Raw genomic sequence first — 14,527 nt, 5'->3', positions numbered from 1 at the left:
TCTTCAACTTTGGGAAAAATAATTGAATATTTAGTTAACACACACACATGAAGAAACTATACTTAGCCGCCTTAGTAGCCCTTTGGGGCATAGGCGAAGCCACGGCGCAGCAAGACCCGCACTACACACAGTACATGTACAACATGAACGTGATTAACCCAGCCTATGCGGGTTCTAAAGAAAATCTTGCCTTCGGACTTTTATATCGTGCCCAGTGGGTGGATGTAGATGGTGCTCCTAATACGGGTACTTTCTCGGGCCACACACCTGTGGGTAAAAATGTAGGACTGGGTCTATCGGCTATTGTTGATGAGATTGGTCCGGTTCAGGAAACTAATGTTTATGCTGACTTTTCGTATACGCTAAAACTAGGGGGTGAACACCGCTTGGCTTTTGGGGTAAAGGCAGGGGCTACCTTCCACGATGTGGGGCTCTTTAGTGAAATTGGTAATGGTTTTGTACCTGCACCGGATGATCCTGCTTTTAGCGAGAACGTAAACGAAACGTATTTTAATGTTGGGGCAGGGTTCTTTTACTACACGGATAATTACTATGTAGCTTTATCGGTTCCGAACATGCTTGAGGCCAAACACCTTGATGTAACGGATAATGGTACGGCCTATGAGTTTGGTTCGGAAACCCAGCACTACTTCTTAACGGGGGGGTATGTATTCCAGCTTTCTCCTAATACCAAGATGAAGCCTTCGTTTATGTTGAAGTCGTCTTTTGATGTGGCGCCTTCGATTGATGGTTCGTTGAACTTCTTGTTCTTTGAGAAGTTTGAGATTGGGGCTACTTACCGACTGGATGATAGTTTTGGGGGGATGGTGAATTATGCTATTACTCCGAATTTACGTATTGGATATGCTTATGATCATATTATATCGGATTTGGATGTTACTACGCCATCTTCGCATGAGATTATGCTGCTATTTGATGTAAACTTCCCTAAAAAAGTATCCCGTTCACCGCGTTATTTCTAACCTAAAAGCGACATAAGAAAATGAAGAACTTATATATTACCCTTAGTTTTATGCTCGCCACTACGGCAGTAATAGCACAAAACAAAGATACCAAGACCGCAGACAAGCATTTTGACCGTTTTGAATACGTAGAAGCTGCCGAAGAATACCTAGAACTGGTAAACGATGGCAAAGCCGATGGTTACGTATACCAGCGCCTAGCCGATAGTTACTACAATGTATTTAATTACAAAGAGGCTGTAAAATATTACGACAAAGCGGTAGCCGCTGGTGTTGCCGATAGTGAAACCCACTACCGTTATGCACAAATGCTAAAAGCTGCAGGACGTTATGAGGAGTCCAATACCCAAATGCGCAAGTTTGCACAGCTGGTACCATCGGACAAACGTGCGATGCTGTTTATGGAAGATCCCAACTACCTTCCGAAACTCAGAAAACAAAACAAACTCTTTGATGAGAAGCTATTGGAGATTAACTCAGAAGAATACGGATCGTTTGGTCCTGTATTAACAGATGACAATACCCTGTACTTTACCAGTGCCCGTAACACAGCACGTAAAACGTACGAATGGAACGACCAACCGTACCTGGACCTGTACATGGCTACATACAATGCTAATGGCACCTTTAGTGAGCCAGTACCTGTAGACGGTATAAACAGCAAGTGGCACGATGGTCCTGCTGCTGTTACCGCTGATGGGAAGGTAATGTACTTTTCGAGTGAGAGTTTTAAAGAGAGTAAGCAATTTGAGCGCGATAAAGACGCCAATGCTAAAATCGGGCAAGTATACCTATACAAGGCCACCAAACAAGGCGATAGCTGGGGCAATGTACAACCTTTACCGTTTAACGATAAGCGTTGGAGTACAGGTAACCCAAGTATCAGTAAAGATGGTAAAACACTCTACTTTACATCCGATAGAGAAGGATCTGTAGGCGATACCGATATCTGGATGGTAGAAGTAAAAGGCGGCAACAGTTATGGTGAGCCTGTAAACTTAGGAAGCAATATTAATACCGAAGGAAAAGAAACGTTCCCGTTTATTACGGAAGACAACCACTTGTATTTTTCTTCGAATGCACGTCCTGGATTTGGTGGGCATGATATTTATATGGTAGACCTTGATGAGGGTGGTGCTCCTATGAATGTAGGTGCTCCAATAAACTCACCACAGGACGACTTCTCGTTTAGCTACAACGTAGGTAAGAAAATGGGCTACTTTGCTTCGAATAGAAGCGGAGTGGATAAGTTATACAGTGCTACGCCCATATGTGGTGTAGAGGCTATTGTAATGGTAAAAGATGCCAATACAGGCAAACCCCTAGCTTCGGCTAAAGTGGCCATACTGGATGAGGAGAACAATGTAATTGAGGGTAAAATGACGGGTGCTGATGGTAAGGTAACCTACAATATTGATTGTGACAGGGCTTATACCGTACAAGCCATTACCAAAGGGTATGAGGGCAACAGCTTCCCTGTAGCCGAAACCGATGGTGGTAAAGTAACTATAAACGCCGAACTGAAACCGATTGAGGAGATTGTGGTACCACCAGTTATTGTACTGAATCCGATCTTCTTTGAGTTTGATAAGAGCAACATTACCCAACAGGCGGCTTTTGAGCTGGATAAAGTGGTGCAGCTAATGCAGGAGAACGAGGATATGGTAGTGATGGTAAAAGCACATACGGATAACCGTGGTAGTGATAAGTACAACATGCGTTTATCGAATCGTAGAGCCAAATCATCGGTACAGTATATTATCTCGAAAGGGATTGCTAAGAGCCGTATATCGGGCGAAGGTTTTGGTGAGAGCCAACCGAAAGTGGATTGTGGTACTGACTGCTCTGAAGAGCAACACGCCGAGAACAGAAGAAGTGAGTTTATTATCGTAAAGAAATAAATATACCTATCTAATATTGAAAAGCCCCACTATATGTGGGGCTTTTTTATTCTAGTAACTTTTATGTTTAATTATCGCTTTGGTACCATTCCGCAAACGACGTCTCTGTTTCCTGTAATTTTAACGAATGTAGTTGTACTGCATTGGGTAACCTATCCTTAATTTTAGCGGCAAAATCAATAATCATATTTTCACTAGTAGGTTGGTAGTCTACCAATATAACGTGGTGGTCACGGTTTTTCAACTCATGTGCTAACTCTATATGTGGGGTATTTTGGTTCAGTACAGTAGCGTGGTCAAACACATCTACAATCTCCTCTTTCACAATCTTTTTTAAATCAGTAAAATCGATAACCATACCGTACTTTACGTTAGTTGTATCGGTTATAGGTTTACCAATAACGGTAACCGATAATTTGTAGCTATGTCCGTGAACGTTTTTGCATTTTCCGTCATAACCATATAGAGCATGACCCGTTTCGAAAGTAAATTGTTTAGTAATTCTGATGTTACTCATAATAGAGATGTATTAAGGGTACAAAATTACTAAATAAACTCTATGCTACGTATCTTTTTGGTTTGCATTGCCTATTAATAGCTTTTCCGAATGCTACATACAGTTAAAATAATTGTACCTTACTTATTTTCAAATACTTAAAATAACTTCATGTTATATAAATTTGGTTTGACGTGTAAATATAACTCTAACTGACAATTTTGCATTTTTTTGACTTTTAGTTTTAAAATATTGTTATTTTTATAAATAAAACTAGTTTTAGTTATTGATATAGCTAAAATTAACTAACCAAACTTGCATTTTATGAAACAGAAAATACTATTACTTTGTAGTTTTTTATCTGTCTTTGCCTTACAAAATACGATGGCACAGCAGTACGAAACTTTAGTAATTGCATCGGGGCTTAACTACGATGTAATTGCAAATGGCGAAAACACAGCATTAGCCTCTACCACCTCGGGTGTAGATAATGTTAATTACGCATTTATGAGTACCGATTTTGGTTCTGTAAACCCATCGTATGCCTTGCCTATGGACGGCGTTATAACGTCGGGCGTAACAACAGGATTAACTTTTCAGTTGGCTGACTATTCAGGCAATAACTCATTTCGTGTTAATGGCGACGATTCTACACCACTAAATACAGGAACATTAACTTTTACCAACCAAGTTGCTGCACAAAAAATATACTTGTTAACCACATCGGGTAGTGGTGCATCGGTTATAACAACTGTTATTAATTTTACCGATAATACGTCGCAAACCATTACAGGCTCCAACGTGCCCGATTGGTTTAACAGTAGTGCCCTACCCATTGCAGCCTCAGGTTTTGGGCGTGTGTTAATTACCAACAGCGTTATAGAAAATCCGTTTGGTAACCCCAGAATGTATCAGCTTGCGCTAGAAATTGATGCTGAAAACCAAGCTAAACTTATAGAAAGTATTGAGATAACAAAAACATCATTTAGCGAAGGCGCAATAAATGTTTTTGCCGTTAGTGCTGAGCTTTTTGTGCCTTGTGCCGAACCCGAAAATCTGGAAGTTACTTCGGCTATAGCAGGAGCAACCATTACGTGGGACGAGCCCGAAACCATAACTCCAGAAGAAGGATACGATTATTATTATAGTACAAGTACAGATGCGCCAACAGCAGATACAGTGCCAACAGGTAGTGTGGATACTGATACCGATACACTAGAATTGGATGCATTGATGGAGGCGCAAATGCATTACTTCTGGATACGCTCTAACTGTGGTAACGATAATATAAGCGATTGGGCGAGCATTACGTTTACAACAGGCGAATCGGGCAATACAAATAACGATGGCGATATTGCAACAGCTTTTAATACGATGCCTACCGTAACCTCTGCTACCGATTGTGCTGGAACGCTTACCATTACTGTACCCGATGGCTATCAGATATCAGAAGTAGCAACCGCTTATAGCATGACGGCGGTGGATGAAGGACTTCAATCGCACCAACGTTCTTTATTGGTTTGTACAACAACAAGTACTACCGAAGCCAATGTTACGGCAGGTACAGATAATAGTGCTGGAACACAAATGTATAGCCGTAGCGGATTAACTTTTGCCAACGGTGCCACAGGCGATGTAGCATTTGAGTTACGCGCTTGGAGAACCTTTGGCGGAGCAGATTGTAATACCGATTATAATAAGGTTGACCATGGTAGCTGGACGGTTACTGCAACCTACGAGTGCGTTACACCAGTAACACCACAAGCCGAAAATCAGATATTTTGTGAAAGTGCTACCATTGACGATTTGGATGCTGATACCGATTACGATAATGCTACGCTGCGTTGGTACAACGTTGCCGAAGGCGGTGAGCCCTTAGAAGCTACTACTGCGGTAGAAAGCGGAATGTACTATGTTTCGCAATACCGTTATACGTGCGAAAGTGAAAGACAAGCTGTAGAAGTTACAGTTGTTACCCTAACGGCACCAGTAGCCGAACCAACACAAACGTTATGCATTGACGCTACCGTTGCCGATTTATTGGTAACGCCATCTGATGGTGGTACTATTGCTTGGTATGCTACAGCCGATAGCGAAGATGCACTAAGTGACGAAACACTACTCATGGCAGGCTCTTATTTTGTGGCACAAACGATAACAGGATGCGATGATGAAAGCGACCGAACCGAAGTTGCAGTAACATTAGCAGCAACCCCTGCACCTACAACAACAGAGGTACAAACCTACTGCAATGGTGCAACGGTAGCAATGCTTATGGCAACCCCTACCGAAGGAGCTACAATTAGTTGGTATGCTACCGAAGATAGCCCAGAAGCATTAGGTAACGATGCTGTTTTACAAACAGGCACCTACTTTGTAGCACAAACGCTAGAAGGCTGTATTAGCAATAGGGTAGCAGTAGCTATTACCATTAACCCTGTACCCGATGCGCCACAAGGCGATGCCGTACAAGAATTTGAAGCGGGCGATACCGTTGCAACGTTAGCCATAACAGTAAACGAGGGTGCAGTGGTAACATGGTACATACAAAACGCTGCCGAAGAATTTATAGAAATAGATGCTACTACAGTACTTGAGGACGGTGCTGAATATTACGTATCGCAAACACTAGCCAATTGTGAGAGTGAGTTGTTAATGATAACTGCTACCGATTTACTAAGCAGTACCCTTTTTAAAGATACTGCATTACAAGTGTACCCAAACCCAGCTACCAATATAATTACTGTAGCAAACAACAGCAGTATACAAAGCATAGCAATACATAACCTATTAGGGCAAAAAATACTGAGCAAAGCTGTGTACAACCATACTGCCCAGCTTGATATTACTAGCCTTGCAGCGGGTACGTACCTGCTAAATGTACAAACCGAAAATGGAGCAACTACATCGGTTAAAATAATTAAACAATAACCAATTTACCAACCAGTTATAAAAACAAAGGGTTTAGCATTAGCTAAATCCTTTGTTAATTGGTGTATATGCATTATAGTATATTATTTTCGGTACGGTTCAAGTGCTTTTTTAGTAGCATCAGATAATACCAACTTACCCGATATTGCAGCTCTTTCTTCCAGTAACGTATCCCAGTTTTCGGTACCTTCCCATAACACTTTTTTCATGGCATATAGTGCTTCGGGGTTATAACCCGCCAATTTGGTAGTAAGGATATCAATTTCCTTATCAAGGTCTTTCGTATTTTCAAATACCTTAGCGTATAGTCCTTTCTCTTTAGCCCAGTAAGCATTTTTCCATTCATCACCAGCAATAGTCATTTCTGCTAGTGCAGCAGTACCCATTTTTCGTGCTACAGCAGGTGCAATTACAAACGGACCTATACCAATGGTAAACTCCGATAGTTTTACAGCACTATACTCGGTAGCCATAGCATAATCGCATGCTGCAGCCAAGCCAACACCACCACCAACAGCTTTACCATGTATGCGCCCTACAATAAGCTTAGGGCATTTGCGCATAGCATTAATAACGTTAGCAAAACCAGAAAAAAACTTTCCGCCCTCTTCGTAGTTAGAAACCTCAAGCAATTCGTTAAACGATGCTCCCGCACAAAACGCCTTTTCGCCTTCGCTTTTTAGCACAATAACATGTACATCATCATTACTGCCCAAAGCCGTAAGTTCGTCCGTAAGGCGTTCCAATAGTACTGATGGGAATGAGTTGCTAGCAGGATGTCCAAATTCTACAGTAGCAATATGGTTTTGTATGGCGGTATAAAGCGACCCGTCGGGTCTGTTCGTTGTTAACATATAATGGCATTAAAATTCTAGGTAAAAGTAAAAGTTAATAAGGCAGCAGCAAAGCGTTTTTTTAAAACTTTATTAATCATGGTTTACAAAATACTATTTAAATACAGTATATTTGCGCGTATAAATTACAATGGGGATGTAGCTCAGCTGGCTAGAGCGCTTGACTGGCAGTCAAGAGGTCGTGGGTTCGACTCCCATCTTCTCCACAAAATACCCTTTAATCAATTGTGTTAAAGGGTATTATTTTTTGGCTTATACTATAGTAATAGCGTAGGCTTTCTCATTTTTATTCTCTATCGGGGTAGGTGTACTACCATTATTTTGGCTGTATAATTATAAAATTTATATAATTTTTTTAATTATACAATTAAAGATATGTAGTTTTAAAAAATTAACATAGTTATTTATGGATGCTAAAAATGCAACATTCAAAATCAGTCATCTTCCTTCGCTATTGGTTGAAACCTATAAAGTTTGGAGCAAAGACGACCCCTATCGGTTAAGTGCCGTTATAGCCTATTACGCTGTGCTATCCTTACCAGGGTTATTGGTTATTATTATTAACTTAGTAGGTTTGGTTTGGGGACATGAGATAGTACAAGGACAGTTAACCGACGAAATTTCTAGTGCACTGGGTCGAAATGCCAGCGAGTCTATTCAAGCCATGATGGTAGAAACTCAAAATGAAGATAAGAGTACCCTAGCCACAATACTTGGTATAGGCGTGCTAATTTTTGGGGCAACAGGAGTTTTTTATCACTTGCAGTTGTCCTTAAATCAGATATGGGAAATAAAACCCAAACCCGATTCTGGCTTTATAAAAACGATTATTGATAGAGCTCGAAGCTTTGTTTTTATTATCGTAATTGGGTTTTTGCTGTTAATTAGTTTTATTATAACCGCCGGAATTTCTGCGTTAAACAGTTATATTAAAAGTATTTTACCAGATGCCATAGTATACATAGCCTTTGTGTTTGATTTTGTAATTTCGATTGGAATAGTAACCGTTCTGTTCGCCCTAATTTTTAAGTATTTACCTGATGTAAAAATAAGATGGAAATCTGTTTGGGTAGGTGCAATAATTACATCGGTACTTTTTACTTTAGGAAAATTCCTGCTCGGATACTATTTTGGTGAATCGAACCCAGGGTCTACCTATGGTGCTGCCGGAACAGTTGTTCTCATACTACTATGGGTATCTTACTCTTGCCTAATATTATTTTTTGGTGCCGAATTTACTTGGGTATACTCTAAAAGGTACGGATCTGGCATTCACTCAAAATACGAGGAAATTGACAAGGCAGAAGGACAATAATCAGTAAATATTATAGGTAGCCTCTAAAAGCACATTAGGTATTTGGTTTCGGATAAACCAAATACGAGTAATTTTTTTAATCATGCCGTCAGAAAAAAACCAAGAAGAAAAAACAAGACTACACCCTCGGAATAGAAACCGAGAACGATATGATTTAGATGCCTTGTTACAAGCCAAACCCGAGTTGGCCAACCATATACTTACCAATAAATTTGGTGTTACAACCGTTAATTTTTCCAATCCTGCAGCAGTAAAGCTATTAAACCAAGCCCTTTTAATATACTATTATGGTATAACCTATTGGGATTTTCCCAACCAAAACCTATGTCCGCCCATACCTGGTAGGGCAGACTACCTGCATTATATTGCCGATTTATTAGCCGAGAATAATGGTGGGAGTATACCTACCGGAAATAAAATTACCTGCTTGGATGTTGGTGTGGGGGCAACCTGTATTTACCCCATACTTGGTGTTACCGAATACAATTGGCAATTTATAGGAGTAGATGTTAGCGCGAAATCAATAACATCCTCGCAAAAAATTGTTGCAGCAAATGCATTGTTAAACAATAAAATTGAATTTAGGCTACAACAAAACCGCAAACATATTTTTAATGGTGTGCTAACCGCAAATGATGTTATAGACGTTACCATGTGCAACCCACCCTTTCATGCCTCAGTACAGGAAGCGCAAAGAGGAACGCAACGAAAAATTAAGAACCTTTCGGGAAAAAAAACAAAAACACCCGAACTTAATTTTGCAGGTATTGGCAGCGAGCTAATATACAAGGGTGGCGAATACGCTTTTATTGCTACCATGATTAAAGAGAGTAAAAATTACGCCAAAAGCTGCTTTTGGTTTACCACTTTAGTATCAAAACAATCCAATTTACACGGTATTTATAAGCTATTACAACAAGTAGTACCTAGCGAGGTAAAAACAACACCTATAGGCACAGGCAATAAATCGGCTCGAATTGTTGCTTGGACGTTTCTAACAAAAAAAGAAAAGCAAAATTGGCAAGCAACCAAAAGGAGATAACTGCATCTATATTATAGTATAGGTGTCTTTAACCTTAAAAGGTTACAGACATCAATGAGTTATTGGTAATAGACAGGATGCTTATTTATAACAGTTATTAATAAAATCGCATTTTTCTATTAAAATAACTGATTACTAATTGTGAAAACGGGGCTTAATTCAAAATTCATTTAAAAAATAGTTGTAAGTTGTAAGATTTCGATATTTTTGTTAATAAGTGGTAAACAATACCATTTCAATCTATTACATTATCTATGAAAAATAGAAGCGTAAAAATCATCACAATATCCTTTTCTGTAATTGCAGTAGCCCTATTACTGGTATATATGTACGTGTATAAGGGTGCTCGTGATATAGCTACAGAAGAAGCTGTTTACACCTTATCGGCAGAACAACTTGTTACCGATTATGAAGCCGATATGCAAGCTGCGAATACTAAATACCTGAATAAAACAATAGCCGTAGCAGGTACTGTAACCCAAGTAGCCGACTCTATTTTAACCATCGATTCTGCTGTTTTTTGTACATTTAGCAATAAACAAAACATTGCTGCTGATGAAAAGGTTACCATAAAAGGGCGTTGTATTGGTTACGATGAAATTTTTGGAGAGGTAAAACTTGACCAATGTACTACTAAAGATTAAACACGTATATGAAGAGATTATTACTATTACACCTTGCATTTCTTTTTTCTGCCGTAAGCGCAAACGCACAAGACGATTTACTTGGCGAACTCGATGCGGAACAGGTAGCCGAGAGTTATACACCACCCGCTTTTAAAGCACTACAAATAGTTACGCTGCAAACCACTAAAGTACCTGCAAAAAATGAATTTTACTTTGTAGTATCGCACCGCTTTGGTACGGTTAAGGATGGTATTTCGGAATTTTTTGGGCTTGATGCAGCAACCACAAAAATAGGCGGAATATATGGTATTACCGAGTGGTTATCGGTTAGTGCATCACGCCATACCCTATTAAAAATATACGAAGGAAGTTTAAAATACAGGTTAACCCGCCAAACAAACGATTTCCCGTTAACAATAGTAGGGTACAATACCGTAGATATTAATTCTTTTTTAGACGACGAAGATTATCCTAAAATAGAGTTTACCGATAGGTTAACTTACATATCGCAACTATTAATTTCCAGACGATTATCTAACAAAGTTAGTTTGCAACTTGTACCATCGTTTATACATAAAAACCTATATAACCCCGCTATCGAGAACGATAAACAATTCTCTGTAGGAGCAGGAGGTAGGGTAAAACTTACCAGCCGCTTATCGCTTAATGCGGAATATGTGTATAACGTAGATGCCCCCGATTTTTATGTAAACCCACTATCCATAGGGTTGGATATTGAAACAGGTGGGCACGTTTTCCAATTATTATTTACCAATTCGCAAGCCATGACAGAGGGTGGCTATATAACCAATGCAGCGGGCGATTGGGGCGATGGCGATTTTTTCTTTGGGTTTAATTTATACAGAGTATTTTAAGATGATTAAATTAAGAAACATACTACTAACAGGATTGCTCGTGGCATTATGCAGTTGTGAGAGCAATACCTTTGAGGATATAGAGGCCGATGTTATACAAGATGGCGAAATAACATATAACGATAATGTTAAAGCTATTATAGATAATAATTGTATTAGTTGCCATGCACCTGGAGGCGTGGCATCGTTTACACCATTAACCACCTATACAGAGGTGCGCTTTGCAGTAGAAAACAAAGGGTTACTAAACAGGATACAACGCCAAAATGGTGAGGATGGGCAAATGCCACCAATGGGGCGCATGCCAATGAACAATATAGACCAAATACTGCAGTGGGCAGAGAATGGGCTACCCGAAAATTAAACATTACACACTATGATGAAAAAGAACATAACACAAATACTTGCCATAGTACTACTGTTACCAACAGTATTATTTGCACAAAAATACGGTACACGTACAGGTACAGTAACATTCGAAGCATCAGTACCATCGTTTGAGGAAGTAGCTGCAGAAAATAAATCGGTTTCGGCAGCAGTAAAAGCCTCCACAGGCGATATAGCAGTACTAGCCTTAATGAAAGGTTTCCGATTTAAAGTAGCCCTAATGGAAGAGCATTTTAACGAAAATTATGCTGAGACAGATAAACATCCCAAAGCAACCTTTAAAGGCAAAATAGAAAATTTTGATGTTTCCAAACTATCGTCAACCCCAAAGGCATTTACCATTAAAGGGGCATTTACCATGCACGGAAAAACAAAGGAAATTACCGACAAGGCAATGATTTCAATATCAGGCGATAAATTACTAATAACAGGCGATTTTACAGTAAAGCCTTCCGATTTTGAAATAGAAGTCCCCAAGGTAGTACGCAAAAAAATAGCCGAAACGGTAAATGTATCATATAATCTATTATTATCTAAATAATATAACCCACTTATTATCTAATTATCTAAATAAAAGTTAACGTATGAAAAAGATTACTTTAATCTTATTACTTTTGAGTGCTTTTTGTTACGCACAGGAAAAAGAAGAGAAAAATGTTTTTGATGTTGCCCGTTATGGCACGGTAGCCGAAATGAAACAATTGGTAGCTAAAGACAAAAATAGTATTAACTCCGTAAACCCAATGGGCTTTACACCCTTAATACTAGCCTGCTACAGAGGTAATACAGAAGTAGCAGCATATTTGGCAAAAAATGTAGAGAATATTAATTACGAGAGCGATAACGGCACTGCGCTGGCAGCAGTAGCAGTAAAAGGCAACACAAAAATTGCTAAGATATTGCTAGAGAATGGTGCAAACCCCAATACTGCCGATAGGTTAGGAGTAAGCCCACTAATATATGCAGTACAGTTTGAAAACGAACCGCTAATAAAACTGTTACTACAGTATAAGGCAAGCAAAACGCACAAAGACAATAAAGGCAGAACGCCTTTGGATCATGCACATGCTACTAAAAACGATAATATTATTAACCTATTAAACAATTGATTATGATAAAAAGATTACTTATTGCTGCTTTTACCCTTGGAACACTAGGGATACAGGCACAAACAAAAACCACAGGAGTGGTGGATTTACTTCCTGGCATGACAGCCGAATTGGAACTTAATGACGGAACATCGACGGCGACATTAACGTTTACAGGACCATCGGACAGATGGTATGCACTGCAATTTGGTGATTTTTCTTCAGGGACAAATACTGGCGGAATGGGAGCTGGACAAGATGTGGTGTACTACAACGGAACTACACTAGTAGATGCAGTACACGTTGGCGTTGGGTCGACACCAACTACCGATGGTACCAATAACTGGTCAGTAACATCAAACACTGTTTCAGGTACTACCAGAACCATTGTTGCTACACGTGCTTTTGATACAGGAGATACACAGGACTTTACATTTGTTTATGATAACCCTAATATAGACTTTGCATTCGCAAGAGCATCATCAGCCGCGTTCGCATTATCCAACCACGGTGGTGGTAATAGAGGTTACGAGGTTAACGTACCGTTAGATTGTGCAGCACCTGATGCACCAACAGCTACGGCACAAGCATTTTGTGATGGCGCTACAGTAGCAGATCTTTTAGCAGAAGGTGCTATGGGAGCAACATTCTCATGGTATACATCGGCAACTGGAGGCACAGCCTTATCAGATGCCACTGCGTTAACTACGGGTACCTATTTTGTATCGCAAACAGTAGCGGATTGCGAAAGCGAGAGAACATCTGTTACCGTAACAGTTACCAGCATTGTAGCACAAGACTTACCTGATGTTAGTGTTTGCGATGGTTATGTACTACCCGCTTTAGATGCAGGGAACAATTACTATACAAACTCGGGCGGAACAGGTACAATGTTAACAGCAGGCGATGTAATACCTAGTACACAATTAGTTTACATTTTTGCAGAAACAGGTACTGTACCCAACTGTACAGATGAAAGTAGTTTTGAAGTAACGATTACTGCTTCTCCAGTTTTAGAGACTCAGCTTAACCAAACAGTGTGTGACCAATACACATTACCAGCACTTACATTGGGTAATTACTTTACAGGTTCTGACGGTGGTGGTATGATGTTAGCAGAAGGTACTGTTATAAGCAGCACCCAAGGCATTTATATCTACGTAGAATCAGGTACTACACCAAATTGTACAGATCAAGAATTTTTCGTTGTAACCATTAACTCTACTACAAGCCCTACTGCTGAGGCTAGTCAGTCCCTTTGTGATGGTGCTACAGTTGCTGATTTGGATGTTAATGTTGCAGCAGGAGGTACTATAAATTGGTATACAGTAGCTGCAGGGGGTACTGCCTTAGCAACTACAGATGCTTTAACTGCAGGAAATTATTACGTAGAGCAAACTATAGATGGATGTACTAGCCCAAGAACAGAAGTAACAGTTACTTTAAATGCAATACCAGATGCACCTACAGGAGAAGCCACGCAACAATTTGAAGCAGGTGATACTGTTGCTGATTTAGTAGTTGATGCAACAGCTGGTGCAACAATAACATGGTACATTATGAATGCTGGGATGCAATTTGTAGAAGTTGATATTACAACAGCATTAACAGATGGTGGGGAGTACTATGCTACACAAACAATTAACGATTGTGAGAGCCTTACCTTTAAAGTTACTGCCGATGAAATATTGAGTATAGGTACATTTACTAAAAATAATATGGTAGTATACCCTAACCCAGTAACCGATGTGGTATTTATATCGGGCGAAAGTACTATTACTAAAATAACAGTAGTTAATCTGCTTGGGCAAAATGTACTAACGTTAGATGCAAATGCTACTGAGGTTAAAGTAGATATGCAATCGTTAAATGCAGGTACATACTTTGTACAAGTACAAGCAGCCGATGCTGCAACAGCATCGTTTAAGGTAATTAAAAAATAATATACCTATAGTTTTTACAACATAGTAAAGGGCTTTCTGTAAAAGGAAGGCCCTTTTTATATTTTGTTTATATTTGTTTTGTATTG

13 protein-coding genes and 1 tRNA gene are annotated in these 14,527 nt (G+C 39.5%); 12 read left to right on the top strand and 2 right to left on the bottom strand.

The genetic code is table 11. The features are described 5' to 3' along the window. Window positions 1-47 precede the first annotated feature (47 nt). Together K1I41_RS02375 and K1I41_RS02370 are read left to right on the top strand one after the other, a co-directional pair. The gene (locus K1I41_RS02375; protein WP_220641085.1) at window positions 48-983 is read left to right on the top strand and encodes a PorP/SprF family type IX secretion system membrane protein; all 936 of its coding nucleotides are present in this window, start codon (window positions 48-50) and stop codon (window positions 981-983) included. Between the two features lie 20 nt (window positions 984-1,003). After that, window positions 1,004-2,884, top strand: coding sequence for an OmpA family protein (locus K1I41_RS02370; RefSeq protein ID WP_220641084.1), 1,881 nt, complete (start codon window positions 1,004-1,006; stop codon window positions 2,882-2,884). A gap of 67 nt (window positions 2,885-2,951) precedes the next feature. On the opposite strand, the gene K1I41_RS02365 is transcribed toward K1I41_RS02370, so the two are convergent. Beyond that, a complete protein-coding gene (locus K1I41_RS02365; RefSeq protein WP_220641083.1) occupies window positions 2,952-3,401 on the bottom strand; it encodes a 6-pyruvoyl trahydropterin synthase family protein in 450 nt (149 codons plus the stop codon). 303 nt (window positions 3,402-3,704) lie between these two features. On the opposite strand from K1I41_RS02365, the gene K1I41_RS02360 reads away from it, so the two are divergent. Continuing rightward, window positions 3,705-6,311: an Ig-like domain-containing protein gene (locus tag K1I41_RS02360; protein ID WP_220641082.1), complete on the top strand. Its 2,607-nt coding sequence runs from the start codon at window positions 3,705-3,707 to the stop codon at window positions 6,309-6,311. 83 nt (window positions 6,312-6,394) lie between these two features. Here the strand turns inward: K1I41_RS02360 and K1I41_RS02355 are convergent, their stop codons facing one another. Further along, window positions 6,395-7,165: an enoyl-CoA hydratase/isomerase family protein gene (locus tag K1I41_RS02355; RefSeq protein ID WP_220641081.1), complete on the bottom strand. Its 771-nt coding sequence runs from the start codon at window positions 7,163-7,165 to the stop codon at window positions 6,395-6,397. Window positions 7,166-7,297: 132 nt separating this feature from the next. On the opposite strand from K1I41_RS02355, the gene K1I41_RS02350 reads away from it, so the two are divergent. From K1I41_RS02350 to K1I41_RS02310, 9 genes are all read left to right on the top strand, one after another. Continuing rightward, window positions 7,298-7,371 (top strand) — tRNA-Ala (locus K1I41_RS02350). 200 nt (window positions 7,372-7,571) lie between these two features. Then, window positions 7,572-8,480: a YihY/virulence factor BrkB family protein gene (locus tag K1I41_RS02345; RefSeq protein ID WP_220641080.1), complete on the top strand. Its 909-nt coding sequence runs from the start codon at window positions 7,572-7,574 to the stop codon at window positions 8,478-8,480. A gap of 82 nt (window positions 8,481-8,562) precedes the next feature. Next, a complete protein-coding gene (gene rlmF, locus K1I41_RS02340; protein ID WP_220641079.1) occupies window positions 8,563-9,522 on the top strand; it encodes a 23S rRNA (adenine(1618)-N(6))-methyltransferase RlmF in 960 nt (319 codons plus the stop codon). A 254-nt stretch (window positions 9,523-9,776) separates the two neighbouring features. Continuing rightward, complete coding sequence (locus tag K1I41_RS02335; RefSeq protein ID WP_220641078.1) at window positions 9,777-10,166, top strand: OB-fold protein; 390 nt, start codon at window positions 9,777-9,779, stop codon at window positions 10,164-10,166. Between the two features lie 8 nt (window positions 10,167-10,174). Continuing rightward, the gene (locus K1I41_RS02330) at window positions 10,175-11,023 is read left to right on the top strand and encodes a DUF5777 family beta-barrel protein (protein WP_220641077.1); all 849 of its coding nucleotides are present in this window, start codon (window positions 10,175-10,177) and stop codon (window positions 11,021-11,023) included. 1 nt (window position 11,024) lies between these two features. Continuing rightward, complete coding sequence (locus K1I41_RS02325) at window positions 11,025-11,387, top strand: c-type cytochrome (protein WP_220641076.1); 363 nt, start codon at window positions 11,025-11,027, stop codon at window positions 11,385-11,387. A gap of 12 nt (window positions 11,388-11,399) precedes the next feature. Then, a complete protein-coding gene (locus K1I41_RS02320) occupies window positions 11,400-11,951 on the top strand; it encodes a YceI family protein (protein WP_309508884.1) in 552 nt (183 codons plus the stop codon). A 43-nt stretch (window positions 11,952-11,994) separates the two neighbouring features. After that, a complete protein-coding gene (locus K1I41_RS02315; protein ID WP_220641075.1) occupies window positions 11,995-12,519 on the top strand; it encodes an ankyrin repeat domain-containing protein in 525 nt (174 codons plus the stop codon). 2 nt (window positions 12,520-12,521) lie between these two features. Continuing rightward, window positions 12,522-14,441 carry an Ig-like domain-containing protein gene (locus K1I41_RS02310; RefSeq protein ID WP_220641074.1) on the top strand — a complete coding sequence of 640 codons (1,920 nt, stop codon included), beginning with the start codon at window positions 12,522-12,524 and terminating at the stop codon, window positions 14,439-14,441. Window positions 14,442-14,527: the final 86 nt, after the last annotated feature.

It is taken from the genome of Flavobacterium litorale (assembly GCF_019613795.1).
GTDB lineage: Bacteria > Bacteroidota > Bacteroidia > Flavobacteriales > Flavobacteriaceae > Flavobacterium > Flavobacterium litorale.
Note: the sequence above shows the minus strand (reverse complement) of the source record. Positions and strands in the feature narration are given on the sequence as shown.

Coding starts and splice junctions, on each gene's coding strand:
- K1I41_RS02365 (WP_220641083.1), bottom strand. CDS start 3,401: ATGAGTAACATCAGAATTACTAAACAATTTACTTTCGAAACGGGTCAT.
- K1I41_RS02325 (WP_220641076.1), top strand. CDS start 11,025: ATGATTAAATTAAGAAACATACTACTAACAGGATTGCTCGTGGCATTA.
- K1I41_RS02315 (WP_220641075.1), top strand. CDS start 11,995: ATGAAAAAGATTACTTTAATCTTATTACTTTTGAGTGCTTTTTGTTAC.
- K1I41_RS02335 (WP_220641078.1), top strand. CDS start 9,777: ATGAAAAATAGAAGCGTAAAAATCATCACAATATCCTTTTCTGTAATT.
- K1I41_RS02345 (WP_220641080.1), top strand. CDS start 7,572: ATGGATGCTAAAAATGCAACATTCAAAATCAGTCATCTTCCTTCGCTA.
- K1I41_RS02320 (WP_309508884.1), top strand. CDS start 11,400: ATGATGAAAAAGAACATAACACAAATACTTGCCATAGTACTACTGTTA.
- K1I41_RS02370 (WP_220641084.1), top strand. CDS start 1,004: ATGAAGAACTTATATATTACCCTTAGTTTTATGCTCGCCACTACGGCA.
- K1I41_RS02355 (WP_220641081.1), bottom strand. CDS start 7,165: ATGTTAACAACGAACAGACCCGACGGGTCGCTTTATACCGCCATACAA.
- rlmF (WP_220641079.1), top strand. CDS start 8,563: ATGCCGTCAGAAAAAAACCAAGAAGAAAAAACAAGACTACACCCTCGG.
- K1I41_RS02375 (WP_220641085.1), top strand. CDS start 48: ATGAAGAAACTATACTTAGCCGCCTTAGTAGCCCTTTGGGGCATAGGC.
- K1I41_RS02330 (WP_220641077.1), top strand. CDS start 10,175: ATGAAGAGATTATTACTATTACACCTTGCATTTCTTTTTTCTGCCGTA.
- K1I41_RS02310 (WP_220641074.1), top strand. CDS start 12,522: ATGATAAAAAGATTACTTATTGCTGCTTTTACCCTTGGAACACTAGGG.
- K1I41_RS02360 (WP_220641082.1), top strand. CDS start 3,705: ATGAAACAGAAAATACTATTACTTTGTAGTTTTTTATCTGTCTTTGCC.